This is a genomic window from Desulfovirgula thermocuniculi DSM 16036 (assembly GCF_000429345.1).
Taxonomy (GTDB): Bacteria; Bacillota; Desulfotomaculia; order Desulfotomaculales; family Desulfovirgulaceae; genus Desulfovirgula; species Desulfovirgula thermocuniculi.
Window position 1 is genome coordinate 1 of sequence record NZ_AUBR01000066.1, and the last position, 13,901, is coordinate 13,901.

General features: G+C 60.8%; 15 protein-coding genes, 3 tRNA genes, 1 other RNA gene and 1 pseudogene. 5 read left to right on the plus strand and 15 right to left on the minus strand.

The genetic code is table 11. The features are described 5' to 3' along the window. Together G454_RS0112870 and G454_RS19125 are read right to left on the minus strand one after the other, a co-directional pair. On the minus strand, window positions 1–346 hold a 346-nt coding region (locus G454_RS0112870; protein WP_027718944.1), incomplete at its 3' end, for a MerR family DNA-binding transcriptional regulator. A 76-nt stretch (window positions 347–422) separates the two neighbouring features. Continuing rightward, a complete protein-coding gene (locus tag G454_RS19125) occupies window positions 423–1,172 on the minus strand; it encodes a DEAD/DEAH box helicase (protein WP_156896789.1) in 750 nt (249 codons plus the stop codon). 109 nt (window positions 1,173–1,281) lie between these two features. Between G454_RS19125 and G454_RS0112880 the strand changes: the two genes are divergently transcribed. Genes G454_RS0112880 through G454_RS19130 form a run of 3 tightly spaced genes read left to right on the plus strand, consistent with a single transcriptional unit; the run spans window position 1,282 to window position 3,700 of the window. Further along, window positions 1,282–1,491 (plus strand): hypothetical protein, encoded by a 210-nt coding sequence (locus tag G454_RS0112880; protein ID WP_027718945.1) that lies wholly within the window; start codon window positions 1,282–1,284, stop codon window positions 1,489–1,491. Window positions 1,492–1,524: 33 nt separating this feature from the next. Next, complete coding sequence (locus G454_RS0112885; protein ID WP_027718946.1) at window positions 1,525–2,601, plus strand: mannosyltransferase family protein; 1,077 nt, start codon at window positions 1,525–1,527, stop codon at window positions 2,599–2,601. Between the two features lie 22 nt (window positions 2,602–2,623). After that, on the plus strand, window positions 2,624–3,700 hold the full coding sequence (locus G454_RS19130) for a glycosyltransferase (protein ID WP_211230096.1): 1,077 nt from the start codon (window positions 2,624–2,626) through the stop codon (window positions 3,698–3,700). 28 nt (window positions 3,701–3,728) lie between these two features. Here G454_RS19130 and G454_RS0112895 read toward each other — a convergent pair whose 3' ends face one another. The 3 genes from G454_RS0112895 to rnpB form a co-directional block, all read right to left on the minus strand. Continuing rightward, window positions 3,729–4,049 carry an AzlD domain-containing protein gene (locus G454_RS0112895; RefSeq protein ID WP_027718947.1) on the minus strand — a complete coding sequence of 107 codons (321 nt, stop codon included), beginning with the start codon at window positions 4,047–4,049 and terminating at the stop codon, window positions 3,729–3,731. Beyond that, window positions 3,985–4,746 carry an AzlC family ABC transporter permease gene (locus G454_RS19135; RefSeq protein WP_051276400.1) on the minus strand — a complete coding sequence of 254 codons (762 nt, stop codon included), beginning with the start codon at window positions 4,744–4,746 and terminating at the stop codon, window positions 3,985–3,987. The genes G454_RS0112895 and G454_RS19135 overlap by 65 nt, the downstream gene beginning before the upstream one ends. Before the next feature lie 115 nt (window positions 4,747–4,861). After that, window positions 4,862–5,232: RNase P RNA component class A (rnpB, locus tag G454_RS20535), an RNA gene on the minus strand. 175 nt (window positions 5,233–5,407) lie between these two features. On the opposite strand from rnpB, the gene G454_RS0112905 reads away from it, so the two are divergent. Further along, window positions 5,408–5,695 (plus strand): metal-sensitive transcriptional regulator, encoded by a 288-nt coding sequence (locus tag G454_RS0112905; protein ID WP_027718948.1) that lies wholly within the window; start codon window positions 5,408–5,410, stop codon window positions 5,693–5,695. Here G454_RS0112905 and G454_RS0112910 read toward each other — a convergent pair. The 10 genes from G454_RS0112910 to thpR form a co-directional block, all read right to left on the minus strand. Further along, entirely contained in the window at window positions 5,692–6,816 is a 1,125-nt protein-coding gene (locus G454_RS0112910; protein ID WP_027718949.1) for a Nif3-like dinuclear metal center hexameric protein, read from the minus strand. The genes G454_RS0112905 and G454_RS0112910 overlap by 4 nt on opposite strands. Further along, complete coding sequence (locus G454_RS19140) at window positions 6,758–7,495, minus strand: tRNA (adenine(22)-N(1))-methyltransferase (protein WP_051276404.1); 738 nt, start codon at window positions 7,493–7,495, stop codon at window positions 6,758–6,760. The genes G454_RS0112910 and G454_RS19140 overlap by 59 nt, the downstream gene beginning before the upstream one ends. Window positions 7,496–7,956: 461 nt before the next feature. After that, window positions 7,957–8,031, minus strand: a tRNA-Val gene (locus tag G454_RS0112920). A gap of 3 nt (window positions 8,032–8,034) precedes the next feature. Further along, window positions 8,035–8,110, minus strand: a tRNA-Glu gene (locus tag G454_RS0112925). A gap of 12 nt (window positions 8,111–8,122) precedes the next feature. Continuing rightward, window positions 8,123–8,198: transfer RNA gene (locus G454_RS0112930), tRNA-Ile, on the minus strand. A gap of 80 nt (window positions 8,199–8,278) precedes the next feature. Further along, entirely contained in the window at window positions 8,279–9,370 is a 1,092-nt protein-coding gene (gene rpoD / locus G454_RS0112935) for an RNA polymerase sigma factor RpoD (RefSeq protein WP_027718950.1), read from the minus strand. A 1-nt stretch (window position 9,371) separates the two neighbouring features. Continuing rightward, window positions 9,372–11,123, minus strand: a complete 1,752-nt coding sequence (gene dnaG, locus G454_RS19145; protein WP_035107830.1) for a DNA primase — start codon at window positions 11,121–11,123, stop codon at window positions 9,372–9,374. Window positions 11,124–11,195: 72 nt separating this feature from the next. Continuing rightward, window positions 11,196–12,200, minus strand: coding sequence for a deoxyguanosinetriphosphate triphosphohydrolase (locus G454_RS0112945; RefSeq protein WP_027718951.1), 1,005 nt, complete (start codon window positions 12,198–12,200; stop codon window positions 11,196–11,198). 54 nt (window positions 12,201–12,254) lie between these two features. After that, window positions 12,255–12,875: a flavodoxin family protein gene (locus tag G454_RS0112950; protein ID WP_027718952.1), complete on the minus strand. Its 621-nt coding sequence runs from the start codon at window positions 12,873–12,875 to the stop codon at window positions 12,255–12,257. A 111-nt stretch (window positions 12,876–12,986) separates the two neighbouring features. Further along, window positions 12,987–13,586 carry an RNA 2',3'-cyclic phosphodiesterase gene (gene thpR, locus G454_RS0112955; protein WP_027718953.1) on the minus strand — a complete coding sequence of 200 codons (600 nt, stop codon included), beginning with the start codon at window positions 13,584–13,586 and terminating at the stop codon, window positions 12,987–12,989. 117 nt (window positions 13,587–13,703) lie between these two features. Between thpR and G454_RS0112960 the strand changes: the two are divergent. Beyond that, window positions 13,704–13,901: pseudogene (locus G454_RS0112960) on the plus strand (transposase); the annotation flags it as partial.

Sequence of the window (13,901 nt, forward strand, 5' to 3'; positions counted from 1 at the left end):
GACCCCGGCGGTTCTGGTTGAGACCGGAGGCCACGTCGGAATGCTCGGCCACCACCCGGTAGCCTCTCTCCCCGGCATAAGCCCGCAGCCTCTCCAGCTGCCGCTCTATGTTTCCGGCATCGGCCTGCTCCTTTGTGGATACCCGGGCGTAGAGGACGACCGCGGCGTCCGGCTCTGCCTTTATCCCCCCTGTGCCCAGAATGCGGTTGATCTCCTCTACCGGGTACCTCCGGTGGCCGCTGGGAAGCCGCACGGGCTTAATTAACCCCTGCTTCTCCCACGCCTTGAGGCGGTTCGGGTGTACGCCTAACCGCTTTGCCGCTTCCCCAATGGATAAGAGTTCCATACTTTTGTGGTAGCAAAACTGCATGATTCAGTCAATTATAGTGCGTTTATTTGTAGCTGTTGCAAACCTCCTCCGACTAATCCTCCCACTCCCGGGCACGGGCCGCCTTCCTGCCCCAGTGGGAGCGGTGGGCCCGGCGCGCTTCCTGCCTCTCGGCAATCTCGGCGCGGGCCTCCTCCTCGTCCAGTACCTCCCCGCCGGGAGCAACCCAGTAGGTAACCAGGGGCACCGCCCGCCGCCTTTCCTCCACCACCTTTACCTCCTCGCCACGCACCTCGGACATCCAGGAAGCAATCTCCCGCACGTTGGGGACGGTAGCGGAAAGGCCCAGGATCTTGATGTGGGGAGGAGCAAAAATAATGCTCTCCTCCCAGGCCGTGCCCCTATCGGGATCGTCCAGGTAATGGATCTCGTCAAAAATGACGTGGGAGGTGTGCTCCAGCTCCTCCGGGTTGGCAAAGCACCAGTTGCGGAAAATTTCCGTGGTCATCACCAGCACGGGAGCCCTCTCGTTGAGGGAAAGGTCCCCGGTAATAAGGCCCACGCGCTCCGGGCCAAACAATTTGCCGAAATCGCGGTATTTCTGGTTGGAGAGGGCTTTAATGGGCGAGGTGTAAACCACCCCCCAGCCTCTTTCCAGCACGTGGGCAATCAGCCTTTCCGCAATGAGGGTCTTGCCGGTTCCCGTCGGCGCGGCCACCAGCACGCTGTAGCCTTCCATGAGGGCCTGGAGCGCTTTTTCCTGAAAGAGATCGAGCGTAAGCGGCGCCAATACGGCCTTCTTGCGCCGGCGCGGGCGGAGTCTTTCTTTTCCGGGCATCACCATCACCACGGCCATTATACACCATAAAAGAAGCTCAGTTAAGCCGGGGAATTTACCTTCAGGGGAAAATATGAGGTATAATACCTTAAAAGCCTTTTTAAGGAGGTTTTTCATGTCCAAAAAGTCTATTGTCGACTACCGGGTGAACTACCAGCCGGGCGTGGGCGTTTTAAGTGTGGAGGTAACCTGCTGCCACCAACGTATCGGCGAAATGCGCTTTGCGGACCAGCAGAGCCTCACCTGCCCGCACTGCCAGGCCCGCCACGTCTTGAGCATCGAGCACAACCACTTCCACTTAAGCCAGCATAAGAAAGATGTATAACAGGGGCGCTTAGGGGGAAAACGTGTTAGAGGAATGAACTGGCGCCAGCTTGCCGCAATATATTTTACCCACCAGTTCCTAATTGCCCTGGCCAGCTACCTGGCCAATATCTTTTTTTCCAATCAGTTCGCCCCGCACCAGATAAGCGCCATTTTAATCCAGGGGCTCAACCAGTGGGACGCCGGCTGGTACACCAGAATTGCCCAGCACGGTTACGACGGGCAGGCGGCGGCCTTTTTCCCCCTGTACCCCCTGCTCATTCACCTGCTGTACCGGCTGGGGCTACCGGCAACCGTGGCCGGCATCCTTATTTCCAACCTCTCCCTGGCGGGCATCCTTTATCTTTTTTTCCGCCTGGCCGCCCTGGATTACGACCGCCGCACAGCCGTTAAGGGCACCTGGTACCTCGGCCTGTTCCCCACCTCTTTTTTCCTTTCCGCCGTCTACACCGAGTCCCTCTACCTCCTTCTGGCCCTCTTAACCTTTTTCTTCCTGCGCCGGCGGCGCTGGGCGGCTGCCGGGGCCTGCGGCCTGCTGGCCGCGGCCACCCGCAATGTGGGCGTCTTCCTGGCCCTTCCCGCCCTCTGGGAATACCGTCAGGCCACCGGAGGGAAAATAAGTAAAGAGCTGTTCTTTGTGGCCGCCATTCCCCTAGGGCTGCTCTTCTTTATGGCTTACCTCAAAGTAAAGCTGGGCAACCCCCTGGCTTTCTGGACGGCGCAGCATTTTTGGGAAAGGGATTTTGCGTGGCCCTGGGAAAGCCTGGCGCAGGCGGCCAGGCACCTCTGGGAGAGGCGCTCCTTTAGCAACACGCTGGTGGACCTGTTCTTTACCTCGCTGGCCGTAGTTCTTTTCCTTCTTTCCCTGGGGAAGGAGAGGCCCTCGTACTGCCTTTTTACCCTGGCCGGGATCCTGGTGCCCCTCTCTTCCCCCGCTTCCAGCATGCCCCTTTTAAGCATGCCGCGTTTCACGATGGTCCTTTTCCCCATCTATCTCACCATGGCCCGCCTGGTAAAGAGCGAGGAGGCCCACTTATTTGTCCTGGCTACGAGCGCCGCGCTGCTCTTCTTCTTCCACATGCTCTTTGCCCACGGGTGCTGGGTAGCCTGAGTCGAGGGGGGTTTATTTAAGGTTGTTGCTGAGCGTTATCATACCCACGTACAACGAGAAGCACAACATCATACCCCTCACACAGCGCCTCTGCCGCTGCCTGGAGGGGAGGGAATTTGAAATACTCTTTGTTGACGACAGCACCGACCGCACACCGCAGGTGCTGGAAGAACTCAGCCGCCGGGACGGACGCGTGCGCTACCTCCACCGGGTAAACCAGCGCGGCCTGGCCACCGCCGTGGTGGAGGGATTCCGGGCTGCCAGGGGGGAAATCCTGGCCGTGCTGGATGCCGACCTGCAGCACCCGCCGGAACTCCTGCCGCAGATGCTGGACCATATCCTCCGGGGTTACGACCTGGTCATCGCCTCGCGCTTCGTGCCGGGCGCCAGCGACAGCGGCCTGAACTTTCAGAGGAAGCTCGTTTCCCTGGCCGCCCGCCTGGCCGGACGCCTCCTGCTGAAAAGCCTCCGGCCCGTGAGAGACCCTTTAAGCGGCTACTTTATGCTCCGCCGGGAAGTAATCGAAGGCGTACCCCTTTCTCCCCTGGGCTGGAAAATACTGGCCGAAATCCTGGTGCGGGGCCGCTACAGCCGCGTGGTGGAGGTGCCCTTTACCTTTCAGCGACGCCTAAACGACCGCTCCAAGATGAATATAACCGAGCAGCTTAACTACTTGCGCCACCTCTGGCGGCTCCTGCGCAGCAGCCCGGAGGACCTGCGCTTCTGGAAGTTCTGCCTGGTGGGCACCTGCGGCGTGGCGGTTAACTTTGCCTTCTTTGCCCTTTTTACCTTCCTTCTGGCGCTGGACGTGCTCTTTTCCGCCCTCCTGGCCAGCAGCCTGGCCATGTACGCCAACTTCCTCTTAAACGACGCCATCACCTGGAACCAGCCCAAGCACGACCACGTGCTGGTCCGCGCCGCCAAGTTCTACCTCTTTTCCGGCACGGGCATGCTCTTAAACGCCGCCGTTTTAAGCCTGCTCCACAGTTACTGGCAGGTGCCCGCACTTTGGGCCAACGGCATGGGCATCCTGGCCGCCACCGCCTGGAACTACTACGCCAACAATCGGTGGACCTTTACGGCCAGGAGTTTCCGGTGAGCGGCGGAGCTGCCGCAGGGGAATTCGCTCAAGCAAGCGCGCGCAAAATCAAAAGCAGGGCTACCCCGCTCCCCATGGCCAGGAAAACGTTCTTCCATTTCCAGGCCACCATCGCGGCAAGCAAGCCCGCAAAAAGGTAGTGGTTTTGCCAGGAAAAATTCAACGTCCCTCCGGAGACCAGCACCCCGGGAATCACAAAAGCCGTTAAAATGCCTACCGGCACGTATTTCAGCCCTCTACTGACCGGCTCCGGGAAGGCCACCCACCTGGTGAGCAGGAGAAAGCTAACCCTCGTCAGGTAGGTCACCGCGGCCATCCCGGCAATTAGCTGCAGTATCTCGGAACGCATAGCTTTCCACCACCACCCCCACAAAAGCTGCCGTCAGGGCACCCAGCACAATACACCAGTTCCCGGGCACGAAAAAAGCAAGCGCCAGAACTACCAGGGCGGTAACCACAAAAACAAGCAGCGTAACTTTATTTTGCAACTGCAAAACCAGCAGGCTGGTGAACACGCCGAGAAAGGCAAAGTCAAGGCCGTACCGCCCGGGGTCACCAACTATTTCCCCCAAACCCGCCGCCAGAGCGGAGCCGGGAAGCCAGCCCAGGAAGGTGGCCAAGCCGGCCCCTAAAAAGTAGGCCGCCTTGTTTTCCCGGTTCCCCACGCGGCTGATGGTCAAAGCATAGGATTCGTCGTTCAAGAAATGAGCCAGCAGGGCCACTTTCCACGGTTTAATCCTGCCCAGGTGAGGGGCAAGGGAAAAACCCATCAGCAGGTGCCGCATGTTAAGCAACAAGGTTGCCAGCACAATGCTGTCGGCACCGGCCCCCTCTTTTATCATGCCCGCAGCGGCAAACTGCGCTGAACCTGCAAATACCGCCGCCGACATCGTCACCGTTTCCCAGTAGCTCAAGCCGGCCTGCCTGGCCAGCACGCCAAACACCAGGCCGTAGGCGAAAATGCTGACGGTGAGAGGCAAACCGTCCCTCACCCCCAGCCAAAAATCAGCTAACCCACGGCAATGCTTTACGGCAAAGAGCGCCACTCGGATCCCCCCCAAAAACGCCTGCCCGGAAATAGTTTCTCCCCTCGCCGGCGCTACACCTCCCTTTAAGAGAAAAAATAAAAAGCCAAACCGCGGCCTTCACCGCAGTTTGGCGCGGGTGAGCAAACCTGTAAGCCGAGTTCTGTCGTGGGTGGCCATCTATCTGGGACGCCAGTTGCCTGGCGCCTCTAGCGACCTTACCCGGGGGCGGAGCGGGCCACTCCCTTGCCCCCCTATTCGGTCTTGCTCCGGGTGGGGTTTACCTAGCCGGCCCGTCGCCAGGGCCGCTGGTGCGCTCTTACCGCACCGTTCCACCCTTGCCAGCCGGTGCTGCCCCCGCGGGGCAGAACCGGCTTCGGCGGTCTACATTTCTGTGGCACTTTCCTTGGGGTCGCCCCCACTGGGTGTTACCCAGCACCCTGCCCTATGGAGCTCGGACTTTCCTCAGGCGCCCTTCCGGGCACCCGCGGCCACCCGGTTTACTCACCTCTTTTTTGTTCTTCCCTATATTTATTTTAACACATCGATATGCCGAATCGATATGCCGACCGCAAATTCTTTTGCCGGCCCGAGGCTCAAGTTGACAGGAAAGGACACGGTAAAGTAAAATTTTGATACCCCAGGGGGGCTTCAGGGAGCGAAAAATTTTACCGAAAGGGGTATGCGCAGGATGTGGCTTGAGTCCCGCAAGGAGCTGGAGGAAGACCTGCTGGCCAGGCTGAAAAAAATTGAGGGCCAGGTCCGGGGCGTCTCCAAGATGATCCAGGAAAAGCGCGCCTGCGGGGAGATCATCATCCAGCTGGCGGCCATAAAGTCTGCCTTAAACCAGGTGGCCATGACCACCCTGGCCTGCCACCTGGCCGACCTCCTCAGGGAAAGCCTGGAGGAAAAGAGAGACCTCAAGAAGGCCATGGAAGAATTCCTGGAGATTTTCAAAAAATTCTCCTAAACGGCATATTTAAAGGGATCCTTTTCGCCCTCGCTGAGCAAGAGGTCCACGGCCAGTCCCCTCTCCTCCAGCGCACGCGCCAAAAGCTCTTTAAGCAGCGGGAGGACGGCCCTCTCGGTGCCAAAGTGGCCGGCGTCTACAAAGGCCAGCCCCGCGGCGAGCATGTCCCGGGCGGTGTGGTAGCTCACGTCTCCGGTAACCAAAACATCGGCCCGGGCGGCCAGGGCCTCCTTCCACAGCTCGCCACCGGCGCCGCCGCAAACGGCCACGCGGCGGACCGGGCGCCCTTCTTCGCCCGCCCAGCGCACGGCCCCCAGGCCCAGGGCCTCCCGCACGCGCCCGGCAAAGTTCCGCAAGGGAACCGCCTCCGTCAACACCCCCACCCTTCCCAGGCCCAGGGAAGGCTTAAACCGGTTGGCCAGGGGGTAAAGGTCGTAGGCCACCTCTTCGTACGGGTGGACCTCAAGCATGGCCCTTACTGCCTTCTCCACCAGGGCAGAGGGTACAACGGTCTCCAGGCGCACCTCCCTGACCCTCTCCAAAACCCCCTGCCTCCCTATATAGGGGCTGGTCCCCTCCAGGGGCAAAAAGGTGCCCGTGCCTTCCACGCCGAAGGTACAGTGGCTGTAGTTGCCGATCCAGCCGGCCCCGGCGGCCCCCAGTGCCTCCCGGACCGCCTCCACGTGCTCCACGGGAACAAAAACGACAAGCTTATAATACCGCTCTTCGGCAGGCACCAGGACCTCCGTGCTTTCCAGGCCGAGGATTTTGGCAAGGGCATCGCTTACCCCCAGGCGCGCGCGGTCGAGGTTGGTGTGCGCGGCGTACACACCTATGCCCAGGCGAAGAAGCTCGGCTGCCAGGGCCCCCTGCGGGGTATCCACCCGGAGACTCTTCATGCCCTTAAAGAACAGCGGGTGGTGGGTGAGGATAAGCTGGGCGCCTTTCTGCCCGGCTTCCTTCACCACTTCCCGTCCCACATCAAGGCATAGCAAAACCTTCTCCACCGGTGCCCGCGGGTCGCCCAGCTGCCAACCCGGGTTGTCCCACGGTTCTGCCAGCTCAAGCGGTGCCAGCTCCTCCACGATTGCGGCTATCACCGCACCGGTCGCTACCGGCAAGGGCCAAAACCTCCTCCAGCCGGCTAATTTTTTTTATTATTTCCCGCGCCTTGGCCAGCGCCTGGGGCCGGCAGCTACAGCTCAGGGCCCCTAAAACCTTTTCATAGCCCGCTTTCAGGCGTTCCAGGTAATCCGGGAGGAGGGGGTGCCCTTTTTCCACCAGGCGGGGGCCTACTTCCAGCAGGAAGGGGTCGGAAACCTCCTCCCTGCCCGGCTCGGCAACGATAACCGGGTAGAGGCGCCCCTCCTCTTCCACCAGGTCTTCGTCCACCAGGCGCCAGCCGTTATCCGCCAGCCAGGAGCGCAGCTCGCCCACATCGGTCATGGGCTGCAAGATGAGCCTCCTGGTTGCCGCCAGCACTTCAGGCGAAGAGGAGAGGATGCGCACAATGCTCCTCCCCCCCATGCCTGCCAGGACGACCACATCTGCCTCCCCGGGGCACAGGGGGGCCAGGCCATCCCCCTGCCGCAGGGATATTTTTTCCTCCAGGCCGTAACGGCAAATATTAGCAAATGCGTGGCGGTAGGGCCCGTCATTAAGCTCGGTGGCAATGGCGTGCGGGCAGATCCCACTCTCTACCAGGTAAACGGGCAGGAGCGCGTGGTCGGTGCCCACGTCGGCCACCACCGCACCGGGAGGCACGAAGGCAGCAACAGCAGCCAGGCGCTTGGTAAGCATGGCCCGGTTCTCCACCCCCGCCTGGGAAACAGACCGATCTTCCCGCGGCGGCTTTGTAAAGAAATAATAGCCCAATTAAAAGGCCAAGGCAACCCCCGCCCCAAGGGGAGGCGGGGAAGTTCTGCCCGGCCTAACACCGCAGCCGGCAAAGCCCGCTCCGGCATACTACCACCGGCAGGCAGGCTTTACGGCAGGAAAACCGCACCGGCGATAGATCCGCAAGGAGACACGGACACCCGGCGGGGGTGGCAACGCCTCTCACACTCCGGACCCCGGACACACCTGCCCGCACGCGGCAGCGGGCCTGGAGAGGGCAGGCGGCCAAAAGCCACGGGTTTTTCCGGTAGAAAGAGAAGCCCGCCATACGAGGCGGGCGGGCAGGCGATTTTCCGTTGCCGTAAGACTGCCGTTAAAGCAGGCTTCCGGGAGCTAACCGGAAACCCCGGAAGCCTTGATTTTTCTGGTGGGCGATGACGGATTTGAACCGCCGACCCCATGCTTGTAAGGCATGTGCTCTCCCCCTGAGCTAATCGCCCGTGTGGTGACCCCAGCGGGATTCGAACCCGCGTTACCGCCGTGAAAGGGCGGTGTCTTAGTCCACTTGACCATGGGGCCAGACAAAAATAATGGTGGGCCCACCAGGAGTCGAACCCGGAACCAGCCGGTTATGAGCCGGATGCTCTACCAGTTGAGCTATGGGCCCGTGCAAGAGTCATTATACAAAAAAACGCAGCCCCGGTCAATAGCTTGCCGCGGAAAAACCCATGTACCGGGGCTGCACCATCAATCCAGGTAGTCCTTTAACTTCTTGCTGCGGCTCGGGTGCCGCAACTTGCGCAGGGTCTTAGCCTCAATCTGCCGGATGCGCTCGCGGGTGACCCCGAACTTCTGTCCGACCTCTTCCAGGGTACGGGCGCGTCCGTCGTCAAGGCCGAAGCGCAACCGCAGCACCTTCTGCTCGCGGTCGGTGAGGGTCTTGAGAACCTCCTCCAGCTGCTCCCGCAGGAGCGTGTGGGAGGCTTCCTCCGCCGGGGCCCTGGCCTCCTGGTCTTCGATGAAGTCGCCCAGGTGGGAGTCTTCTTCCTCGCCTATGGGCGTCTCCAGGGAAACCGGCTCCTGGGCGATCTTCATGATCTCCCTCACTTTCTCCGGAGAAATGTTCATCTCCTTGGCTATTTCTTCCGGAGTGGGCTCGCGCCCCAGCTCCTGGAGGAGCTGCCGCTGCACCCTTACCAGCTTGTTGATGGTCTCCACCATGTGCACGGGGATGCGTATGGTGCGGGCCTGGTCGGCTATGGCGCGGGTAATGGCCTGACGGATCCACCAGGTGGCATAAGTGCTGAACTTGTAGCCTTTGCGGTAGTCGAATTTCTCCACGGCCTTGATGAGGCCCAGGTTGCCCTCCTGGATCAGGTCCAGGAAGAGCATACCCCGCCCTACGTATCGCTTGGCAATGCTGACCACCAGGCGCAGGTTGGCCTCGGCCAGGCGCCTCTTGGCCTCCTCATCCCCCTGCTCAATGCGCTTGGCCAGCTCGATCTCCTCCTCCGGGGTGAGCAGCGGGATGCGTCCTATCTCCTTGAGGTACATGCGCACGGGGTCGTCTATGGCCACCCCTTCGGGGATGTCCAGATCCAGGTCCTCCTCCGCCGGTGTATCCATAGACACCTCTTCGACGGGCTCCAGGTCGGGAACCTCGGGAACCACCTCGATGCCCATGCCGGCCAGCTTTTCATAAATGTCGTCAATTTGCTCCGGAGACAGGTCCACACCCTGGAGGCTGTCCATGATCTCGCTGTAGGTGAGAACCCCCCGTTTCTTTCCCTTTTCAATAAGCTCCTTCACGCAATCCAGCTTGTGCAGTTCGTCACCCAATTTAATTTTCCCCCCTTCCTGTGGGCAACAGCTCCTGAAGGCGGGAGAGAACACGCTGTACGCGCCCTTCATCTCCTAGCCTTTCCGCTTCGGCCAGCTCCTGTATCAGCCTTTCCCTCTCAAGCCTCCGGGCTCTCTGCCTGAGGTTGGCAATTAAGTCCCTGACCACCCTTGCCGGGTCCTCCAGGGGCAAATCTTCCACCAGGAGGTAGCCCAGCAGGTCCTGCCCCCTTTCGCCCAGCTCGTTCATCCAGCCGGCGGGGTTTCCCTGCCGGCAGAGGAAAAAGTAGATCCGGCTCAAATCCGGGTCGTGAGGCGAAAACCCGGGCAGTTCCTGCTGCACCAGAGGCAGGTATTCGGGATATCTAAGCAGCAACCGCACGAGCAGCAACTCGGCATTTAAAGGCGTATTTTCTACTATAGTATGCACCCTTTTAACATTTTTATCCGATTTTGCCCATTTTTTACCCGCTTCCGCGCTGTATCGCCGCAAAGCATCTTTAACTGCTTCCCAGCTAACGCTCAGGCGGGCAGCGACGTGCTTAATGGCCTCTTGGCGCTCCAGCTCTCCCTCCATGGCCGCCAGGTTGGGCAGTACCTGTGCCAGCGCGGCGGAAAGCCCTTCGCCTTTTTTTACCGCCCAGTCCAGCTTGTAGTCCAGAAGGGTGAGGGATCTCTCCACCAGCTCGTTCCATCTCTCCCGGCCCTGGTGGCGGATGAACTCATCGGGGTCCTTGCCCTGCGGGATAACCGCCACCCTTACGGAAAAGCCTTCCTGCTGGAGAAGGTCCAGGCCGCGCACGGTCGCCGCCACACCCGCGGCATCGGAGTCGTAGGCAATGACCACCCGGCGGGTGTACCGCGAGAGCAGGCGGGCCTGGTCCTGCGTCAGGCTCGTGCCCAAGGAAGCCACGGCATTGGAAATGCCGTGCTGGTGGGCGGTAATTACGTCCATGTACCCTTCCATGATGATGGCATAGCCCTTTTCCCGGATGGCCCCCTTGGCGAGGTGCAGGCCGAAGAGAACCTTCCCTTTGCTGAAGACCGGTGTCTCCGGTGTGTTCAGATATTTGGGCTGGCTTTCGTCCAGCACCCTGGCGCCAAAGCCCACCACCCGGCCCTGGGCGTTGCAGATGGGAAAAATCAGGCGGTGGCGGAAGCGGTCGTAGGGCCTGCCCCTCTCGCCCACGGCCAGGAGACCCAGGTCCACGGCCAGCTTCACCGGACACCCGCGGGAGGAAAGGAACTGCGCCAGGTTATCCCATCCCGGGGGCGCGTAGCCCAGCTGAAACAGTTCCTGGGTATAGGAGGAGATGCCCCGCCTTTCCAGGTACTCCCGCGCCTCCCGGCCCTCCGGGCGCTTCAGGCACTGGCGGAAAAAGTCCCGCGCCAGGGCATTTACCTCCCAGGCCTCCTCTTCCGGCCGGGACTTCGGCTCCTCCCCCGCCCCGGCAAAGCGGGGCAGGGCAATGCCGGCCCTTTCGGCCAGCTTGTGCACCGCCTCGGGAAAGGTCAGGTTTTCCAGGAGCATCAGGAACTTAAAGACGTTGCCGCCTACCCCGCAGCCAAAGCAATAAAAAATTTGCTTATCCGGGCTGACGGTGAAGGAGGGCTCCCTTTCCGCGTGGAAAGGGCAGAGCCCCACGTAGTTTTTTCCCCGCCTCTCCAGCCTGACGTACTCGCCAACCAGCTGTACAATATCGGTAGCCAGCCTCACGGCCTCCAGGGCCTCAGCTGGAATGGGACCGCCCATGGCGAAAAATCACGTCCCTATAAGTGTGGTATTCGCTATTACTATAGATTTTCCTCCCAGGGGCGACAATTTTTATGCGGGGAAGGAAAAGGGCCGGGGGACAAAAAAGCGGTGAAACTGGGCGATGGCAAAGTTATCCGTCATCCCGGCAATGTAGTCGCACACCACCCTTTCCACACCCACCTCGTCGCTCCTCCGCAGGTACTCGGCGGGAAGGTAATGGGGGTTTTTTACCAGGAAGGTGTACAAAAACTGCACGATGTTCTTGGCCTTACCCTCTTCCCTCTTGGCCTCCGAGCCAATGTAGACGCGCTCAAACAAGAAGGCGCGCAGCTCATCGGTAGCCTCCTGCACCGCCGGGCTCATGCGTATCTCCGGCCTGCCCCAGCTGGCGGTGATGAGGTCCACCACCATAGTATTTATGCGCTCGCGGTGGGTGCGGCCCAGCACTTCCAGGCACCTGGAGGGCAGCTCGGCGGCGGTAAGGATGCCCCCCCTGATAGCGTCGTCAATGTCGTGGTTGAGGTAAGCAACCCGGTCGCAGATTTTCACCACCTGCCCCTCCAGGGTGCAGGGCTTTGCGGGCCCGGTGTGATTTAATATGCCGTCCCGCACCTCAAAGGTCAGGTTCAGACCCGTTCCCCCTTCCAGCTCGTCTACCACCCGCAGGCTCTGCTCGTTGTGCCGGAAGCCCTGGGGGAAGACCTCGTTTAAGGCCTCCTCTCCGATGTGCCCGAAAGGGGTATGGCCTAGGTCGTGGCCCAGGGCAATGGCTTCGGTGAGGTCCTCGTTTAAACGCAGCGCTTTGGCCACGGTGCGGGAGATCTGGGAAACTTCCAGAGTGTGGGTGAGGCGGGTACGGTAATGGTCGCCCTCGGGGATGATGAAGACCTGGGTCTTGCCCTTAAGGCGGCGAAAGCTCTTGGAGTGGATGATGCGGTCGCGGTCCCGCTGGAAGGCCGTGCGCACCTGGCAGGGCTCTTCCGGGCGCAGGCGTCCCCTCGACCTGGCGCTGTGGCAGGCCAGGGGTGAGAGGTAAAGCTCCTCTAGTTTTTCCGTTTGCTCCCGGATGTTCACTTTACCTTTTCCCCCAATTTAAAAACCCCCGCAAGGGACCGGGGGGTCAGAAGCTTACCTCGTGGCGCTTTTGCGGGTCCTGGCCCGCAGTTCCCGGGTTGCTCCGGCCACCTCCACCACCCGCCGGGCCAGTGCCAGGGCCCTTTGCAACCCCCAGGCATCTCCCGCCACGGGATCCTGCGCGCAGGCTCCCTGGTGCCCCGCATCGACGTCCGGATAGCCGTCCCCCACCACAGTCATCCCCTGGCAAAGCATCATGTCGTGCATGGCCCGCAGAGCAGTTTCCTGCCCGCCAAAGCGGGCCCCCCCAACCGCCAGCGCCCCTCCGACAACGTTTAAGAGGGCCATTTCCCGCCGCAAGAGGCGCGTGCGGTCCCAGAAGGACTTAAGGTGAGAGGAAACGGTGCTGAAGTAAACCGGGCTGCCCATGATAATCCCGTCGGACCGGCGCATGAGGTTAAACATCTCCTCCAGGCGCGTCCCTGCATAGCACTTTCCCCGGCAGGGATCGGAGCAGACCGTACAATAAGGGACCTTGAGCTCCTTTAAGGCCTCGGATACCTGCAGAAAGACAAATGTAGCTCCTGCGGACTCCACCACCTCCCGGGTAGCCCACAGAAGCTGCGCCGTGCTGCCGGAGGGGCGCGGGCTGCCGTTTATGGCCAGGATCAGCATGGCCGAACCTCACCTTAAAAATTAATTATAAAGAATTCTTAAGCGGTCAAGGCCGGAAATCCTGCCGTTTTTTCGTTTTTTCCTTAAAAAAATATGCTCCAGGGTACTCCTCTAGACCTTGTCTCCCGCACACCCTTTTTTAGAGGCGCTCTCTAAGTGAATCTTTGCCTTTAAGGTATAAAGAGGGCCGCGGGGGGTCAGCCGACTCTCCATAAGGTCCACCGAGGTAACGGTTAGCGGCCCGAAGGCGGGAGGGGAGGACAAAAGCCCCTTCACCTTTCCGGTAAAGGCCTCCAGGCCCCTCGCCGACCGGAAGCGGGCCAGGGTCAGGTGCGGGACGTAAGCGCGCTCTTCCCCGCCCAGCCCCAGGGCGGCCATGGCGCTGGACAGGGCACGGTGGATTTCCCGCAGAGCCTCTACCCCCTCCCGCACGCCCAGCCAGAGGACCCGCGGGCGGCGGAAGTCGGGAAAAGCGCCCAGGCCCTCCAGGGAAACGGTGAAGGCCCGCCAGCCCTGCAGGGCTGCCCCGCCGGCCTCTACGAGGGCCCCCAGGCGCTCCTCCTCCACCTCCCCCAGGAACTGCACGGTGAGGTGAAGGTTTTCCCTTTCCACCCACTTGGCGTCGGCCCCGGAACCCTTCAGGCTCTCCTGCAGGGCAGAAATGGCTTCCTTCACTTCCGGGGGCAGGTTTACGGCCCAGAAAAGGCGCACGGGCGCCGTTCCCTCCTTAAAAAAATTTACAAAAGCCCTGCCAATCGGGGGATGAATGGCGGCTTGGTTTTTCTCTCCGGCCGTGCTAAAATTTAAGCAGGCCGGAGGAGATGTTGAATGCAGACGGTAACCCTCAAAATAAAGCTCCTGCCTCCCAACAAAGGCAAGCTGGAAAAGATGACCCGCATGCTGGACACCTACCGTCAGGCGTGCTCCTGGTTCCTGGAGCAGGTCGAGGCTCTTGATACCACCAGCCGCGCACATTTAAACCGCCAAACCTACCGGCAGGCATGTGAGCTGTTCGACCTCAACCGG

Excerpts from the sequence above, each read along its gene's own strand:
- G454_RS0112885 (WP_027718946.1), top strand. The coding sequence starts at position 1,525 with ATGAACTGGCGCCAGCTTGCCGCAATATATTTTACCCACCAGTTCCTA.
- G454_RS0112905 (WP_027718948.1), top strand. The coding sequence starts at position 5,408 with ATGCGCAGGATGTGGCTTGAGTCCCGCAAGGAGCTGGAGGAAGACCTG.
- G454_RS0112950 (WP_027718952.1), bottom strand. The coding sequence starts at position 12,875 with ATGCTGATCCTGGCCATAAACGGCAGCCCGCGCCCCTCCGGCAGCACG.
- G454_RS19140 (WP_051276404.1), bottom strand. The coding sequence starts at position 7,495 with ATGCTTACCAAGCGCCTGGCTGCTGTTGCTGCCTTCGTGCCTCCCGGT.
- G454_RS0112880 (WP_027718945.1), top strand. The coding sequence starts at position 1,282 with ATGTCCAAAAAGTCTATTGTCGACTACCGGGTGAACTACCAGCCGGGC.
- dnaG (WP_035107830.1), bottom strand. The coding sequence starts at position 11,123 with ATGGGCGGTCCCATTCCAGCTGAGGCCCTGGAGGCCGTGAGGCTGGCT.
- G454_RS19125 (WP_156896789.1), bottom strand. The coding sequence starts at position 1,172 with ATGGTGATGCCCGGAAAAGAAAGACTCCGCCCGCGCCGGCGCAAGAAG.
- G454_RS0112895 (WP_027718947.1), bottom strand. The coding sequence starts at position 4,049 with ATGCGTTCCGAGATACTGCAGCTAATTGCCGGGATGGCCGCGGTGACC.